The 16717-nt window shown below is 23.8% G+C and carries 20 protein-coding genes; 5 read left to right on the top strand and 15 right to left on the bottom strand.

Features of this window, described 5'->3' with window-relative positions:
* Positions 1-23 precede the first annotated feature (23 nt).
* Entirely contained in the window at positions 24-281 is a 258-nt protein-coding gene (locus AACL03_RS03205) for a hypothetical protein (RefSeq protein ID WP_252320612.1), read from the top strand.
* A 19-nt stretch (positions 282-300) separates the two neighbouring features.
* Here AACL03_RS03205 and pth read toward each other — a convergent pair whose 3' ends face one another.
* The 3 genes from pth to rsmA all read right to left on the bottom strand — a co-directional run bounded on the left by pth (position 301) and on the right by rsmA (position 3002).
* A complete protein-coding gene (gene pth, locus AACL03_RS03200) occupies positions 301-864 on the bottom strand; it encodes an aminoacyl-tRNA hydrolase (protein WP_338958416.1) in 564 nt (187 codons plus the stop codon).
* Between the two features lie 21 nt (positions 865-885).
* A complete protein-coding gene (locus tag AACL03_RS03195) occupies positions 886-1893 on the bottom strand; it encodes a ribose-phosphate diphosphokinase (protein WP_339039261.1) in 1008 nt (335 codons plus the stop codon).
* 263 nt (positions 1894-2156) lie between these two features.
* Positions 2157-3002: a 16S rRNA (adenine(1518)-N(6)/adenine(1519)-N(6))-dimethyltransferase RsmA gene (rsmA, locus tag AACL03_RS03190; RefSeq protein WP_338978412.1), complete on the bottom strand. Its 846-nt coding sequence runs from the start codon at positions 3000-3002 to the stop codon at positions 2157-2159.
* A 178-nt stretch (positions 3003-3180) separates the two neighbouring features.
* On the opposite strand from rsmA, the gene AACL03_RS03185 reads away from it, so the two are divergent.
* The 3 genes from AACL03_RS03185 to AACL03_RS03175 all read left to right on the top strand — a co-directional run bounded on the left by AACL03_RS03185 (position 3181) and on the right by AACL03_RS03175 (position 7165).
* On the top strand, positions 3181-4320 hold the full coding sequence (locus tag AACL03_RS03185; RefSeq protein WP_338958423.1) for a rod shape-determining protein: 1140 nt from the start codon (positions 3181-3183) through the stop codon (positions 4318-4320).
* 30 nt (positions 4321-4350) lie between these two features.
* Positions 4351-5589 (top strand): rod shape-determining protein, encoded by a 1239-nt coding sequence (locus tag AACL03_RS03180; RefSeq protein WP_338958426.1) that lies wholly within the window; start codon positions 4351-4353, stop codon positions 5587-5589.
* Positions 5590-6079: 490 nt separating this feature from the next.
* Positions 6080-7165: a hypothetical protein gene (locus AACL03_RS03175; protein WP_339039258.1), complete on the top strand. Its 1086-nt coding sequence runs from the start codon at positions 6080-6082 to the stop codon at positions 7163-7165.
* 18 nt (positions 7166-7183) lie between these two features.
* On the opposite strand, the gene AACL03_RS03170 is transcribed toward AACL03_RS03175, so the two are convergent.
* The 12 genes from AACL03_RS03170 to rpmH form a co-directional block, all read right to left on the bottom strand.
* Entirely contained in the window at positions 7184-7312 is a 129-nt protein-coding gene (locus AACL03_RS03170; RefSeq protein WP_338958431.1) for a hypothetical protein, read from the bottom strand.
* A gap of 136 nt (positions 7313-7448) precedes the next feature.
* Positions 7449-7769, bottom strand: coding sequence for a hypothetical protein (locus AACL03_RS03165; protein WP_338958434.1), 321 nt, complete (start codon positions 7767-7769; stop codon positions 7449-7451).
* 509 nt (positions 7770-8278) lie between these two features.
* A complete protein-coding gene (locus tag AACL03_RS03160; RefSeq protein ID WP_338958437.1) occupies positions 8279-8878 on the bottom strand; it encodes a hypothetical protein in 600 nt (199 codons plus the stop codon).
* A gap of 68 nt (positions 8879-8946) precedes the next feature.
* Positions 8947-9696 carry a lipoprotein gene (locus AACL03_RS03155; protein ID WP_338958440.1) on the bottom strand — a complete coding sequence of 250 codons (750 nt, stop codon included), beginning with the start codon at positions 9694-9696 and terminating at the stop codon, positions 8947-8949.
* A gap of 207 nt (positions 9697-9903) precedes the next feature.
* Positions 9904-10467: a DJ-1 family glyoxalase III gene (locus tag AACL03_RS03150; protein WP_338958442.1), complete on the bottom strand. Its 564-nt coding sequence runs from the start codon at positions 10465-10467 to the stop codon at positions 9904-9906.
* Positions 10460-11305: a TatD family hydrolase gene (locus tag AACL03_RS03145; RefSeq protein ID WP_339039253.1), complete on the bottom strand. Its 846-nt coding sequence runs from the start codon at positions 11303-11305 to the stop codon at positions 10460-10462. Before AACL03_RS03145 ends, AACL03_RS03150 begins: the two co-directional genes overlap by 8 nt.
* Before the next feature lie 17 nt (positions 11306-11322).
* Positions 11323-12678 (bottom strand): tRNA uridine-5-carboxymethylaminomethyl(34) synthesis GTPase MnmE, encoded by a 1356-nt coding sequence (gene mnmE, locus AACL03_RS03140; protein WP_252319038.1) that lies wholly within the window; start codon positions 12676-12678, stop codon positions 11323-11325.
* 51 nt (positions 12679-12729) lie between these two features.
* On the bottom strand, positions 12730-12891 hold the full coding sequence (locus AACL03_RS09990; protein WP_422397984.1) for a R3H domain-containing nucleic acid-binding protein: 162 nt from the start codon (positions 12889-12891) through the stop codon (positions 12730-12732).
* Positions 12892-13043: 152 nt separating this feature from the next.
* Entirely contained in the window at positions 13044-13295 is a 252-nt protein-coding gene (locus AACL03_RS03135) for a hypothetical protein (protein ID WP_339039250.1), read from the bottom strand.
* Between the two features lie 25 nt (positions 13296-13320).
* Entirely contained in the window at positions 13321-14502 is a 1182-nt protein-coding gene (gene yidC / locus AACL03_RS03130; protein WP_338987930.1) for a membrane protein insertase YidC, read from the bottom strand.
* Positions 14503-14515: 13 nt separating this feature from the next.
* The gene (gene rnpA / locus AACL03_RS03125) at positions 14516-14845 is read right to left on the bottom strand and encodes a ribonuclease P protein component (RefSeq protein WP_174481422.1); all 330 of its coding nucleotides are present in this window, start codon (positions 14843-14845) and stop codon (positions 14516-14518) included.
* A gap of 29 nt (positions 14846-14874) precedes the next feature.
* A complete protein-coding gene (gene rpmH / locus AACL03_RS03120) occupies positions 14875-15009 on the bottom strand; it encodes a 50S ribosomal protein L34 (protein ID WP_174481423.1) in 135 nt (44 codons plus the stop codon).
* A 275-nt stretch (positions 15010-15284) separates the two neighbouring features.
* On the opposite strand from rpmH, the gene dnaA reads away from it, so the two are divergent.
* Positions 15285-16664, top strand: a complete 1380-nt coding sequence (gene dnaA, locus AACL03_RS03115) for a chromosomal replication initiator protein DnaA (RefSeq protein ID WP_339039247.1) — start codon at positions 15285-15287, stop codon at positions 16662-16664.
* Positions 16665-16717: the final 53 nt, after the last annotated feature.

The following is a 16717-nucleotide window of genomic DNA, read 5'->3' as shown; positions in this document are numbered from 1 at the left end:
AACTAGTAAAGGAAACTTAAAAAATGAAATGAAATTTTGATAATGACAGTTTTCAAAATGATAATAATGATGATTTTGACAAACTTTGTCCTATTTGTAAGCAGAAATTACTAGAAGCAAAACTTGAAAAAATAAATGAAATAAATCAATATCAGCAAACACAAAATGATATTTTATTAATTGAAGAAATAAAAAAAGAATTAGAAAAAATTAAAAAAGAAAAAGAAACACAACTTTATGTTTACTTATGTAGAAAACATAAAAATGAAAATATTCTTTAATATTTTTATAATATATTAATTATTTTTTATTATATTTATTCATAATATTTTCAAATTTACTATCAGTAATTCAACTACTAATGCTTTCTACAAAAAATTGTTTATGATCGTTTATATTCTTTAACTCATCATTACTAAACTTACTCAAAACTCAATCAGCCGTGTTAAAATTAGGATTTTTACCAACACCAATTCTTAATCTTTGAAAATCTTTACTACCAATTTGATTAAAAATACTTTTAATTCCATTATGACCAGCAGCACTAAATTTTTGTTTGTATTGAAATTGACCAAAATTTAAATCAACTTCATCGTGAATAATTAACACATTTTCAATTTTAATTTTAAAATAATTCATAAAATTTGAAACACAAAAACCTGATAAGTTCATAAAAGTTAATGGTTTTAAAAAAATAACATCAGTGCCATTAACAACAGTTTTAACATATTGACCATTAAATTTAGTTTGATTAATTTTTAATTGTAATGTTTCACAAATCATATTAATAATAATAAAACCAATATTATGACGTGTCAATTCATACTCTTTACCTGGGTTTCCTAATCCAATAACTAATTTCATCTACTTTAAATTTCCTCTTTATTATTTTTTACTATTTTTATTATTAATTTTTTTTATTAATTCATTTGTTTTATCATCATAAACTTTTGTTAATGATTTATTATTAATTGAAGCATCAATCATTTTTGCAATAAAATCAGCAATTGAAATAATTTTTAAGCCATTAAATTTTTTTTCTTCAGAAATTTCAATAGTATTAGTAATAACAACTTCCTTAATAATTCCATCAATAACAGATTGTTTCAAATTTTTTGAAGCTTGCCCACTAAAAATACCATGAGTAGCTAAAATATAAACTGATTTTGCACCATGTTCTTTAATAGCTTTTGCTGCATTAATAATAGTACCACCTGTATCAATCATATCATCAATAATAATAGCATTCTTTTCTTTAACATCTCCTAGTACAAACTTAACTTGACTTTGATTAGGAGTTGTTCTTCTTTTATCAATAATTGCCAAAGGTACACTTAAATAATTACCTAATCTTCGAGCACGAGTAACACCACCATGATCTGGAGATACAACAACTAAATTAGTTAAATTTTCTTCAATTAAATAAGATGCTAAATCTTGAGTTGCTCGTAAATCATCAACAGGAACATCAAAAAATCCTTGTTCTTGTGGTGAATGTAAATCAACAGTAATAACACGATCAACACCCGCAACAGTTAATAAATTTGCAACAAGTTTACAAGTAATAGGTTGTCTACCACCTTGTTTTCGATCTTGACGAGCATAACCAAAATAAGGAATTACTACATGAATTTTAGCAGCAGATGCACGAACTAAAGCATCAACAAAAATTAATAATTCCATTAAATTATCATTAGTTGGCGGCGAAGTTGATTGGATAATATATACCACTTTCCCTCGTACTGATGTTATAGATTGAATGTTAAATTCACCATCAGCAAAACGACTAATTTCTGCTTTTCCAGGTTCAATATTAAGTTTTTTACAAACTTCTTGTGTAAATTTTTGACTAGCACTTAAACCAAAAACTACAATGTTTTCTACATTATTCATTAAATCCTCCTTTACATGTTTCTAAAAAATTATAATTATAATTTCATTATACAATGTTTATTACAATTTAAGTATATTAAATTTAAAGACTATTAATTAAAAATAATTAATAAAAAGTTATATCTTTTGCAAGAAAAAATAAAATCATTATAATAGTTAACGGATAATAAATATTTAAAAATATGTTTATTAATAAACAAGGATTATTGCTGAGGTGTTTTATATACTTATTATCCACATTCTAATATCATTAATTTTAATAATTATTCTGAAAGGTATTTATTATTAATAATAGTAAATAACTGATAAAACATTGAAAATGTTAATTCTTCAGATCTTATTGTTAATGATCAAGATAAGTCGTTAATTAAATTAACGGCTTTTTCTTTGCTATTTAAATAAATACCCAAATTGTTAACTAATGTTTTTCTCTTATTAACAAAGCAACTTCTTACAAATTTTCAAAATAATTGTGGTTCATCAAGTTGAAATTTAGGATTTACTTTAAAATAAACAACACTACTTGTGACATTAGGTATCGGAGTAAAATTATTAGGACTAACATCAAAAATAATTTTAACATCACAATAAAATTGACACATAACAGAAAGATTATTATATACTTTAGTTTTAGGTTTAGCACAAAATCTTTGTGCAACTTCTTTTTGCATCATTAATGTAAATGAATCAAATAATTCAATATTTTCTAATAATTTTAAAACAATTTGTGAAGTAATATAATAAGGCAAATTTGCAATTACATGAATTTTTTGATTTATTGCAAATTCTTCATTAATGATTTTTTTTAAATCTAAATTTAAAAAATCATCATTTATAATTTTTAAATTTTTGTATTCATTTAACTCTTTTTCTAAAACAGGAATTAATTTTTTGTCAATTTCAATTGTTACAACTTTTTGCGCAGTGCTGAGTAATTTATTGGTTAAATGACCAATGCCCGCTCCAATTTCAACAATGCCATCTTCATCTTTAAAATTACTAGTTTTAACAATTTTATCAATTATATTATTATTAATTAAAAAGTTTTGTCCAAACTTTTTAACTGCATGTAAGTCGTATTTTTTCAATATTTTTTTTGGATTTTCCATTATTATTCTCCAATTCACATTTTTAGTTAATTATATACTAGTAATAATTAAACAAATAGTTAGCCAACTAATCATATATGCTAAATTTACTACTAGCAAATCTACATGTGGTAATATTAACATATATCAACTTAATAAATAAATATTAATTTGAGTGGGAAAAGGAGATGATTTTTATATGGCAACAAAAATAGAGGTTGCTAATGACGGACACAATAACCAAGACGTTAATATTGTTTCTCTAGATTTAGGAACAAGAAATTTAATTGTCAGAGTTAATGGAAGGGTTGTTTATAGTCAACCATCAGCAATTGTATTTGATACAGAAAACGGAGAAGTATTCATTGGTGAAGCCGCTTTATTAATGAAAGAAAAAACTCCAGCGAATAAAATTTTCAGAGAACCAATGGCTAATGGTGTTATTAGTGACAATAATGCTTTGATTGCTTTATTAACTGAAATTTTTACACAAATTATTGATGTGAAAGCTGAAAAAATTTGAGAAAATTCAGTAGCGCTTGTAGCTATTCCATCTAAGGTTTATAAATTAGATAGAACTGTTTTACGTGAAATTCTACAAGGAAAAAAAGTAGCTAAAATTCCAATTTATAGCGATAAATTTCCCAAGAGATATAATGAAAGTAATGAAAGCGTAATGAAAGCTGAAAAAGTTGTTATTGTTCCTGAAGTAAAATTGGCAGCTATTGGTGCTGGGGAAGCACTTTGAGATGCTTCAGGAGTATTTATTCTTGATATTGGTGGTGGAACTTCTGACTGTGCCATTTTATCAAGTGGAGAAGTTATTGTTCAAGATTCAATTCCAATTGCTGGAAATGCTATTGAACGTAATATTAAAGAACATTTTGAGAAAATGCACTATATATCTCTTAGCTCAATGGAGGCTGAAAAAACAAAAATTAGTGCTGGTATTTGAATAGATGGTGAAAAAGATAGTGAAAATAAAATTACTATCCATGGAAAAAGTACTAAAACTAAAAAACCTGAACAAATTACAGTTCCTAAGCAAGAAGTAGCTAGAGTAGTTACCGAAGCCTTTGAACCAATTGTTGCACTATGTAGTGACATTATCGATAAAGCTGGACCTGCCTTTTCAGAAATGATTATGAAAGACGGTTTAACTATCACTGGTGGGGGTGCTTTGCTTGAAAATATTACAACTTATCTAAAAAAACGACTAAATTTAGAACATGTGGTATCTGCTAATAATCCAAGAGAGTGTGTAATTAGAGGAACTCAAGCCTATGAAACTCATAAACAAGATGTATATGAAAAAGGATTCATTAGACCAAGTAATTAAAATTCCAGGTGTGTAGAAGGAGGAAAAAAAATGGGATTATTTGATAAAAAACCCAAAGAAAACTTAAATAAAAAAAGTAATATTAAGTCTATTAATGACTACCAATGATTAGCTTTAGATGTCGGAACAGAAAACTTTAAAGCAAGGTATGTTAACATTGGACTTACATATGATGCTCCAACTTATCTTGCTGAAGACTATGAAAAAAATGTTATTCTTTATGGTGAAGAAGCTAAAGCTTTAATTGATAAAACAAATGAAAATGTTGTTATTAAGCGTCCAGTTCGTGATGGTAATATTGCTGATCCAGATGCTTTACAACGTATCCTTGCTAAAATTTTTCAAGATTTTAGACTTGAAATTAAAGATTCAAAACAAGCTGATAAAAACCGTAATTTAATTGTTTTAATGGCAACACCAAGTGAAATTAATTCAGTACAAAGAGAAGCACTAGAAAATATAGTTCATCGTTTAGGAGCACTTCGTGGATTTGTTCAAGAAGAAGTTAAAATGGCAGCATTAGGTTCAGGCCAAGATATTTTTGGAACTGCAATTATGTGTGTTGATATTGGTGGGGGAAGTACTGATATTGCCGTACTTAGCAACGATTCAATCCTATATTCATATACAACACATTGTGCTGGAGACTATTTAACACAAAAAATTCAAGAATACATAGCTAAAAAGCATGCTTTAAAAATTGGTACTAAAGAAGCAGAAGATGTTAAAAAGAACATCGGTTCACTTCTTAAATATCAAGATGAAAAACCATACACTATTTCAGGTGTTTCATTACCTAGATTAGACTCTCAACCAGGAGAAACAATGTCAATTTCTAAAACTATTGAAATTACACCAGAAGAAATTCGCGAAAATGTAATGCAAGTTCAATTTAGAGAACATGTTATTCCATCAATTCGTAGAGTACTAAGAACTTCTGGGGAAAAAGCTGCTGGTAGTGTTAGTGACTTAAAGAAAAAAGGTAAGGGAATCACAATTTGTGGTGGTGGAGCTTACATTAAAAAAATTGATGAATTTATTAAAGAAGAATTGGCTAAGGAATATTTCATCGAAGTTAAAGCTGAAAAAAGTACAAAACCAATTCGTCAAAAATATGAGGGAGATATCTTTGAAGTACGTGTTGCTCAAAATCCTTTAGATAATGTTATTGATGGTTGTGTAAAATATCGTGATACAATTTACAAACAATTAATAGCTGAACAAAATCCTAACCGCGAAATTCTAACAAAAGACGAAGATTTAGGATAAAAAATAAGTTTAAATAAAATGCACTTTTAAAATTTATAGAAGTGCATTTTTTACCTATATAAATAATAAATTACTATATAAAATAAAAAATTAATAATCACGCTTAAAATACATCATTAACTATTTCAAAAAAAATATCATAAAAATCATATAAAATTATTAATACATCTTAAAAGATTTAAAGATTATAAGAGTATTAAACTAAGATATGAAAAGATTACTAACTATTTTAGGGACACTAATTTTAATTAAGAACAAGTTTAACTATTATGGCATGTAGTGAAACCAAACAATAAATACAATCCTTGCCAATACAAGTATCAAAATGAAATGAAAATAATGGTAATGATTTAGTTATCAGTTTCAAAAAAAGCAAACAAAAATATGAAATGCCTAGAAGGTACCAATTAATATTTTTTTCTTTCTGTAATTATTAATTTAAATAAGGAATTTGAAATTATTAATAATAATTTTTTTAAAAGGAGATTTTATGAAAAAATATCGTAAATTTTTTATAATTTTCATAGTTTTATTGGTTACTGGTTTACTTGCTTGAATTATTGTTTGAAGTTGCCAAGCTAATTATAATCGTGATTATTATCTTAGTTTATTACGTTATCGTTGATCATCAGAAATGACTAGTTTTATTAAAGAGAATGAACGAAAAATTAAAAACCCAGCTAGTCAAATGGCAAATAATGAATTTAATAGTTTTTATGATACTGCTAGTAAACCATTACCTTTTCTTGATTTTAATCAATTAGCACATGATTTAACTAATACACGACTAGGAACTCAAAACAATAATGTTGATTGAGAAAAATTATATAAAGATGTTGGTTTAAGTCAACTTGCTACTGAAACAGCAAAAAAAGAACAATTACGTTTTTATAATATTATGGCAGGAGTATATGGTAAAAATAACATTTTACGTTTAATGCAAAGTGTTACTCAAGCACCAATATCAAATAAAAACGTCGTTGCTTATAATCAATATTCTTATCTAATTAATAGTCAACGTCAAATTTATGGTCCAGATTTTGTTAATATTAAAGAAATTATCGCAAACTATCAAGCGGGTTGATGAGCAACTAATAACATAATTAGTGTTAGTACTCATGAATATGGTCATGCTTTCGATAATTTTTTATCATTAACGGATGCTGAACGTAGTACGTTTAATAACAATTGAAATTGACCTAAAAATAATAAAATCGAAAATTGTTTACTTAATAAAAATATTTTTAAAATTAATAATGATTATTCATCTGTTTGAAGAGCACAAAATCACGTGATGAGGCCGCCAATTTCTGATTGTAGTCAATTATTAATGGATTACTTAAATGATAAAGTTAATATTAGTAATAGCGATTATCAAAAAAGATTAGTATTCCCAATGATTATTGTGCAAAGTAATTATGGTCGTATATTTTGAAGCCAAGCGAAACCCTATAAAAAAGGTGAATTTTTTGCCGAAGCCTTTGCTGAATGATTATTAACGCCGCAATCTAGACGAGGGTGAAATTGAGAATTATTAAATGATTTTTTTATTAAAAAATTACCAACTTATTTATAAATTTTTCCATAAAATATTTTAATTAATAAACTTTTTTAATTCTTCTGTTTTTAAAATTCCTAGAATTTTATTAAAATTAATATTATTTATACTAGTTAATCTTAATAATCTTGTATTTTTAATAGTTTTTAATTTATCAAATATCATAGATTTCCTATCTTTTTTAATTTTAATATTTTAATCAAAGAAGTCTATTATATAGAGAAACATGAAGCAATATTAATAAAGGAAAATTATATAAAATAATAACCTAAAAATAAAATAATATTTATTTTTTTACAAATTAATTATTATTAATAAGTTTTATTAATCTTTTTTGTCTAACAAAATAACCAATTAAAATTAAAACTCCAGGAATAACAAATGTTGTTAAACTAAATAAACCTGTTAAAAATAATCATTTTTCTTCAATAAAATAATTATTTAAACAAAGTAAAAAGGGAATCACTTGAAATAGTCCATAAATAATTATTAAAATAATAACTAGTGAAAAATAATTAAAAAATGTAAATATTCCATAAATAATACAGCTAATAAGTAATATTATTGACATAATCATTCCAATTATTAAACCTATTTTAATAAAATTATTATTATTTATCATTTTTTCATTACTCCTTTTTTTACTTTATATAAAATTTTAATATAAAATGTTATAATATTATTATACTACTTATGGGAGAAAGATAATCTAATGCAAAAAATAAATATTTTGTTTAAAAATCAGATTCAAAAGAAAATTAAAGTAAATAATTTATTAAAACATAAAAATCAAATTGTATATTTTTATAATGTAATTGTCTTTAAAACATATATTAGTTTATTATTATTACTATAAATAAAAAATACAAACTTAAAATACTACCAATTGACTTTCCAATTGATAATACTACTACTTTTTCATCTAAATTAATAATTTAACAAGTTAATATTATTAATTTTTTAAAAAATTCTTTAAAAGAATACTATAAAAATAGTAGACACTGCTTATAAAAAAATAAATAATATAAAAACTTTTTTCTAACTAAAAGCAGACTGTAATTCAAAGTTTTACACTTCAAATTACAATCTGCTTTAATAATTTTATATTATAACTTTATTTTAAATATTTAACTAATAATCTATTGCAAATTTCAATCCATACCCTAAACTTCTAGTTAAATAGACATTAGAAAATGACATATCGAATGTTAATTTTGCAGGAAATAAAAATTGAATGTGTCAATCAAGATTATCAAAAAATAATGCAGTAGTTATACCTCTAACAACTTCAGCAGTTGCTAAAAAATCTTGATACGATTCTTTAAATGAAAAATTCATTCTATTATATGCTACTTCTTCATCTGTAATTTTTCCCTCATTAATTTTATTGATTTCTTTTCCCATTATTTTTAAAGGAACAGAAAATACATCATAATGATCTGAACCTCAGTCTATTTTATCTGAACCATTATTTAAAAATCATTCTAATATTCTAATAGATTTTGGTTTTTGAAAAGATTTTAAACCTGTAGAAACTACAAAATCTCAACTTTCATAAGCTGGATTTGATACTGATGAAGTTTTATAACTATGAACAATATCTTTTTTATTTTCACTAAATTCATAAGTTATTTCTTTAACTTCTTTTGGACTATTATTTATATTTAAAAAATTATTTGCATTTGTAAACGCTAAACCAATCGTTCCTAATAATGTTATTAAAGTTTTCATATATATTTTCCTTTCATAAATTAAAATATTACATTTTTATTTTTATAAATATTCCATAATTTATTTTATTAAACTTCTGGAACTCAATTAACTTTTAAATCGTTATTTTCACCAATAAAATGGTTCTTTCCTTCATCTGTTAATGTTAATTTAACATGTGTATCATGTTCTTTTAAATCTTCTGTAGTTAAAGGATCACCATCTACTTTTACAATATTAATCATATTAATATCTAATTTTGAAAAACCATTTTGTTTTTTTAATTCTTTTACTAAAATAGTTTTAAATTCATCAATATCTGCTTTACAATTTACAGTTGGAGTTGTTAAAAATTTTAAGTTTTGTTTAACAAATAAATTTAATGAAACATCATATTCAACTGTTTGATCTACTAGTTCAACTTTATTTGTTTCTTGTTTTACTCCTTTATATAAATTTAATTTAATTTTAATTGTAATAAAATTTTCTGAACCAATAATTAAACCTTGTTGATCTTCTGCAGAATATATTGCTACTAATTCATTTTCTTTAACTTCAATATTTTTATCTTTGGAAATTTTTTGAACTGGAACTGTATTATTAATTGGTACTATAATAGTTGCTAAATCTACTGTTAATTTTGATCAAACAAAATCATATGTATTATTTTCTTCGTTATATTTAATACCAAAACCTTCTAAATTACTAAAGTCATCAACATTATAACTAGAAGCAAATGATTTACTTAAAATACTTTCTGATGTTTTACAAGCAACTATTGCTGTTGTACTTACTGTTGTAAATCCAATCGTTCCTAAAATATTTAATCATTTTTTCATTTTTATAAAAACCCCCTTTTTTTATACACTTATTATATTATTATTTTAAAAAAAAATAAAAAAATACATTTTTAAATGTCAACAATATTTTTTATCGATTAAAATGTATTTTTTATATTTAAAATTATTATTTTAACTGTATAAAAAGTATAAGCCATTAACTATTTTAAAAGTAATAACTTTAACTTTATATAAAAAAAATACAAATTAAAAAACTAATTGTTTTTTAATTTGTTCACTAATTTCTTTACTTTCTAAAACTTCAATTAACTTTAAACCAAATTCAAATACAGCACCAATTGATTTTCCAGTTATAATATTATTATCAACTACTACTTTTTCATCTAAAATAATACTTTTATTTAAACCAATATTAGCGTCTGGAAAATGCGTAATTTTTTTGTTATCTATTAAATTTAATTGCCCTAAAATTTGCGGTGCTGCACAAATAGCAGCAATAAACTTATTACTATCTTTAGCAAAAATAACTAACATTGATTTTAATAATTCATTTTTGCTTAAGTTTTCTACTCCAATTTTACCACCCGGTAAAATTAGCATCTTATAACTTAACAAATCAATATCACTGATTTTCTTTTCACATAAAATAAAAACATTATGACTTGATTTGATTTTTAAGTCATTTTCAATACTTACTAAATCAATAATAATATTAGCCCTTCTTAATAGATCAATAGTAATTATTACTTCACCCATTTCATAGCCTGTTGCTAAAAAAATGGCTACTTTAAACTTCTCATTATTACTCATTATTTCTTTTCAATTCATTATTTAATTTAAAAACATTAATAGCATTTTCCCTAATTGCATTAATAATACTTTGTTTTGGGATCTTCTTTAATTCAGCTATTTTATTAACTGTAAATATTATATTTTCTGGATGATTAATTGTTAATCCATTTTTGGGATTTTTGCCTCTTTTTGGTTCAGGAGTTAAATATGGCGCATCTGTTTCAACTAATATTTTATTAATTGGTATATTTTTTGCTACCTCTTGTAACTTCAAAGCATTTTTATATGTCACATTACCTGCAAAAGAAATATAAAAACCTTGTTTTATAAATTTTTCAGCTATTACTTTTGTTCCCGTAAAACAATGAAGAACACCATTAGTAATATTTTCTTTTTTAATAATTTCAAAAGCATCTTCAAAAGCATTACGAATATGTAATAATACGGGTAATTTATGTTCTTTAGCTAATTTTAGTTGTTCAATAAATCAGTTTTTTTGCAATTGTGGTTCTGTAAATTTATGATAATAATCTAATCCAATTTCACCAATAGCAACTACTTTACCAGTTGCTATTAATTTTTTCAATTCTGAAATAGTATTACTATCGCAAGTATTTACTTCTGTTGGATGAATACCTACAGCTGCATAAAGATTAGGAATTTTTTCTTCACTCTCAAATTCATAAATTTGACTAACAGCTTGCTTACTAGTATTTAAGTCAAAACCAACATTACAAATACTACCAATACTATCACCTGCTGAATAAGCATCAGTTAATAATTTTAATATTTCTGTTTCATCATAATGTTTTGACATTAAATGACAATGAGTATCAAAAATTCCATTATTAGCCATATATTTTACCTTCCCTTTTATTTTCCTAAACAAAATCTTTTAAAAATTTCATCTAATAAATCAGTTTCAAATTTTTTACCTTGCATTTCTAAAATCTTATTTCATGCAGTTTGTAAGTGTACAATAATTAAGTCTATCGAAATATTCTTTTTTAAATCTTTTAATGCTTCTGAAATACTAAGTTCAATTTCATCCAAATATGCTAATTGTCTTGTATTCGCAAAAAGTAATTCTTTATCAAAATTAATTTCAGTAGTTATAATTTTATTTTTTATTCCTAAAATTAGATTTTCAATTTCGCCCATTATTGCACTAACTTTTACCACATTAAAATTATTTTTAATGTCTAATTTTAATTTTAACCTTAAATCCGTTTTATTAATAGCAATAAGGTAATTTTTATGTTTTATTTTTTCTAATAATTGTTTATCCTCAATACTTAAATCTTTTGAACCATCTAGTACTAATATTATTAAATCTGCTTCGTTTAAAGCCTTATGTGATTTATCAATACCTGCTTTTTCGATATCATTTAAAGTATGACGTATACCTGCTGTATCAATTAAATTTAAACTAATATCACCCAAATTAATTTTGCCTTCTACCAGATCTCTTGTTGTTCCTTCTTCATTAGAAACAATAGCTTTATCTTCATTTAAAAGCACATTTAATAGGGAAGATTTTCCAACATTAGGTTTTCCAATAATAACTGTATTAATTCCCTCTTTTATAGTTTTAGTAATTTTACTATGTTCTTTAATAACTTTTATTTTATTTAAAAATTTTTCAACTAAAGGAATAACATTATTAATTGTTTTTTCCTCAACCCCATCGTATTCAGGATAATCAATATTAACTGTTATATTAGCAATTAAAGTTAGTAATTCTGAAGATAATTCATCAATTAGTATTCTTGTTTTACCACTTAAACTATTAATAGCGGTTTTTAAAATAGTATTATTTTCAGCCATAATTAAATCATTAATAGCTTCTGCTTCAATTAAATCAATTTTATCATTTAAATAAGCTCTTCTCGTAAATTCTCCTCTTGTTGCCATTCTCATACCTGTAGATAGTAATAATTGCAAAATTTTTTGTGTTATTAGCACTCCACCATGACAATTAATTTCAATTGTATCTTCACCTGTAAAAGATTTGGGAGCGCGATAACATGCCAAAACAACTTGATCAATTTTATTCTTATTATGATCAATAATATATCCTGTTATTAAAGTGTGACCTTTTTGATTTAAAATATCTTTATCAAAAACCTTATTTAATAGCTCATAAGTATCTTTTCCTGAAATTCTAATAATACTAATTGCTTGATTTAAAGGTGCGGTTGCAATTGCAGTAATAGTATCATTTAACATTTTTTTCCTCTTTTCATTTAAACAATCTAAGATTTTAAATCTTAGATTACTCTAATTTTCCAATCTAATTACTACATGACGGTTATAACCTATACCTTCAGAAAAACTTGATATTCCTTCAATATTTTTAACTATTTCATGTATAATTTTTCTTTGGTTATTAGGCATTGATTCAAAATGAAACATTTCTTTACTTATTCTTATTTTTTTTATAATTTCATATATTCTAATTTTTAAATTTTGTTTTTGAATATTTAAATAATTATTAACATTTATTACTATTTGATAGTTTCTTTTAAATTTTGTTTCTAAATAAGTAATAAGTAAATTTTGTAAAGCACTAATTGTATAACCTTTTTTGCCAATTAAAATTGAATTTTCATTTTTACAATTAATATTATTTCTTCTTGATAATTTTTTATATTAAAAAGTTCCAATAAATCATGTCATTTATCATTCAAATAATTTTTAACATCATTTTCGTTAAAAATAAAAATTTTAGTAATGGTTTTAAATAAACGTTTTTCTATACCTAATTTTATATAAAATGTCTTGGGGGGTAAATTTTTGATAGTTTTTTCTAAATCAATATTTTTTTTAAATGATTTAATTTCCATCTTTTTTTCTCCACATTATAATAAATTACTTATTTTTTTTAGGTTGAACAACTATTTCAGATTTTGTAAATATCTTTTTAATCTTACTTGAAAATGGTGTACTAATTGTACCATTTTTTTTATAACGGCTACGTTTATGTTTATTATAGTAATGAAAACCAAGAGTTTGAAATATTTGTAATATTCCAGAAATAATTCAATAAATGCCTAATCCTGAAGGAGCAACACATACATAAAATAAAAACATAAAAATCATAACGCTTTGAATAATAACTTGTTTTTTTAATGCAGCTTTTGCTTCTTTAGTTTTAATCTTCTGTCGTGAACGATTTAAAAACATCGGTAATAACATAGAAACTAATTGTGTTGGTATATATATAACAATAATTATTAAATACATAAATTGGCCATGGGTAACCATAGTTCATGGTTGTTCAACTAAACTAATAGCACCAACAACAGTATTTTTTAATAAATTAGTTGATTTCATAACAGTAAACATAGCTGTTAAGAAAGGAAGTGATAAAAACATTGGAATAAAAGCAGCCATTGGATTTATTCCTTCTTTTTTATAAATAGCCATTAATTCCATTTGTTGTTTTTGTTTTGCACTTGGATCACGTGAATGTTTATATTTGGCTTGAATTTCGGAAGTTTTCATTTGCACTGATTGCATTTTTTCCTGATTTTGTTGGGCTTTAAAAGTAAATACTAATGTAATAAGTTTAATAATTAAGGTTGTAAAAATAATAGCAAAAATAACACTTACTGATCAATATTTTGAATTTACATCAACTCCACCACTTAATCCAGCAGAAATACTAACTAAGATTCAAGCAATTGGATAAACAAACATTCCAAAGAACGGTGATTTAGTTTGCGTTCAAGCTTCACTTCATGTTCTAATCCCTGTAAATCCATACTCATAAATATTATTACCATTAAAATGAAAAATGTGATTTTTTGCTACATCACTGTTACCAATAAGTAATTCAAAAAAAACAGCCGCTACATTATATTTTTGAAAATCATAAGCTGAAATAACATCACTAGTTGCAACATTAGGATCACCCATAGTCTGACCGCAACCTCAAAGTGTTGACATCAATAAAAAAGTCCCTAAAATAATTTTAGTTCATTTTCATGTTATTTTTAATCAAACGTTTTTTTTCTGTTGTTCAGGAAATAAAAACTTTTTATATTGCATTAATTTTACTCTCCTATAATGGGATTTTCATTAAAAGATGTAATAAAGAACTAAGATTTTCTTCATATGTATTAGATAAATAATTTTTTCTAATCATAATTACTATATCTACTGGTCAATCTTTTTTAATATCTACTAACATTCCTCGTACTTGACGTTTAATCTTATTACGTGCAAAAGCAAAACGAACTAGTTTTTTTCCTACTGATACACCTACTCGTATAGTCTCAAAATCTACTCTATTCATATAATAGATAAAAAATTGACCATTTGAAATACTTTTTCCTTCATTAATTAAATATTTAAAATGATGATTTTTCAAAAGGCGGTATTTTTTTTCCATATTTTGTTCACCTTATTTTATTTTTTAAACTATGCTGTTAATTTTTTACGTCCTCTTTGACGTCTTCTTTTAATAACATTAATCCCTGTTGCAGATTTCATTCTTGCAAAAAAACCATGAGTTTTTTGATGTTTTCTCTTACTTGGTTGATATGTCGGTTTCATTTTTTTCTCCTTTTTTTAAAATTCTAATAAAAAATCTAAAAAATCATTAAGAGTATTCTAACATAATATTTATATCTTAACAAATTATTCTGTTTATTTTTAATAAAAACAATATTAGTTTAACAAAAAAATAAATCATTTATAATATTAAATAATAAATATTATTATTTTTTATTTTTTTTAAAAGTATAATACAGATTATAATTATAAAAAAGTTATTAACATTAATCCACAATTTATCCACAATAATTATATTAATTAAAGAGGTTTTTAAAATGAATGACACTGATAATAAACGAGAAAACTTTCAAAATATTTGAAATAAAGTTAGAAATTTTCTTCAATATGATGAAATGATTGATCCAAGTATTTTTAATAACTATATTAAAAACACTTATATTTATGATATTTTTGAAAATAAATGTTTAATTATTGTTGATTCACTATTTGCAAAAGAAATTTTAACTAAAAATATAACATTTAAAGTTAAAGAAATTTTGGAAAGAATTATTCAACAAAATCTTCAAATTGAATTTTTAGAACTTAATGAAGCAAAGAAACAAAAAATATATGTAGAAAAAGATTTTGTTGAATTTAATAAATTGCAACAAATTAAAAAACAATTTCAATTTAATAACTTTGTTAAAGGTGAATCAAATAACGATGCTTATCAAGCAGCATTTTCAATTACCATAGAACTTGGTAGGTATTGAAATCCCTTATTTATCTATGGTAATTCTGGATTAGGAAAAACACATTTACTTCATGCTATTGAAAATGAAATACTAACAAAATATAATAATCAAAAAAAAGTACTTTACTTATCTTCTGAAGAATTTGGTCGTATGGTACCAGAAATTATTAAACAAAATGTTAATGATATTGAAAAATTTAAAGATTCATTTAATCAATACGATGTTCTTCTAGTTGATGATATTCAATTTTTAGCTAATCGTAGTAAAACAAATGAAATATTTTTTCATATATTTAATAGTTTTGTTAACAAACAAAAACAAATTGTTATTACATCAGATAAACATCCTGATGATTTATATGGTTTTGAAGAAAGAAATGTTTCAAGATTTCAAAGTGGTTTAAGTGTTGGTATTGATTCACCAGATTTTGAAACTTCATTAATTATTTTAAAAGAAAAAATTAAGTCTTTAAATTATGATCCAAGCATTTTTACTGAAGAATCTTTAAGTTTTATTGCTTTAAATTTTAATAGTGATGTTAGAAAATTAGAAGGAGCATTAAATAGATTAATTTTTTACAGCATTTTATATATAAAGCCTAATCATTTAATAGTGCTTGAAGACGTTATGAAAGCTTTTAAAACATCAAATACTTCATTAAAAGAAAAACTAACTATTAAAAAAATTAAAACAATTGTATCTGAATATTATAATATTCCAATCAAATTATTGATTAGTACTTCTAGAGTTAAAACGATAACAATAGCACGCCATGTAGCAATGTATTTAATAAAAACACTTTTAAATGAATCATATACAAAAATTGGTTCTGAATTTGGAGGTAAAGATCATACAACAGTAATGAATGCTTATAACAAAATTAAAAAAAATATTGAAACTAATTATGAATTTAAAAAAAATCTTGAAAGATTATCACGTGAATGTTTAAAACACAATTAATCCACTATTTTAATCATAAATTATTAACATATAAAATCCTGATTTTTTACTGA

This window comes from Spiroplasma endosymbiont of Andrena trimmerana (genome assembly GCF_964019575.1).
In the GTDB taxonomy this organism is placed as follows: domain Bacteria; phylum Bacillota_I; class Bacilli_A; order Mycoplasmatales; family VBWQ01; genus Spiroplasma_E.
The sequence above is the reverse complement of the archived record's forward strand: the minus strand, read 5'-3'. Positions and strand labels throughout refer to the sequence as shown.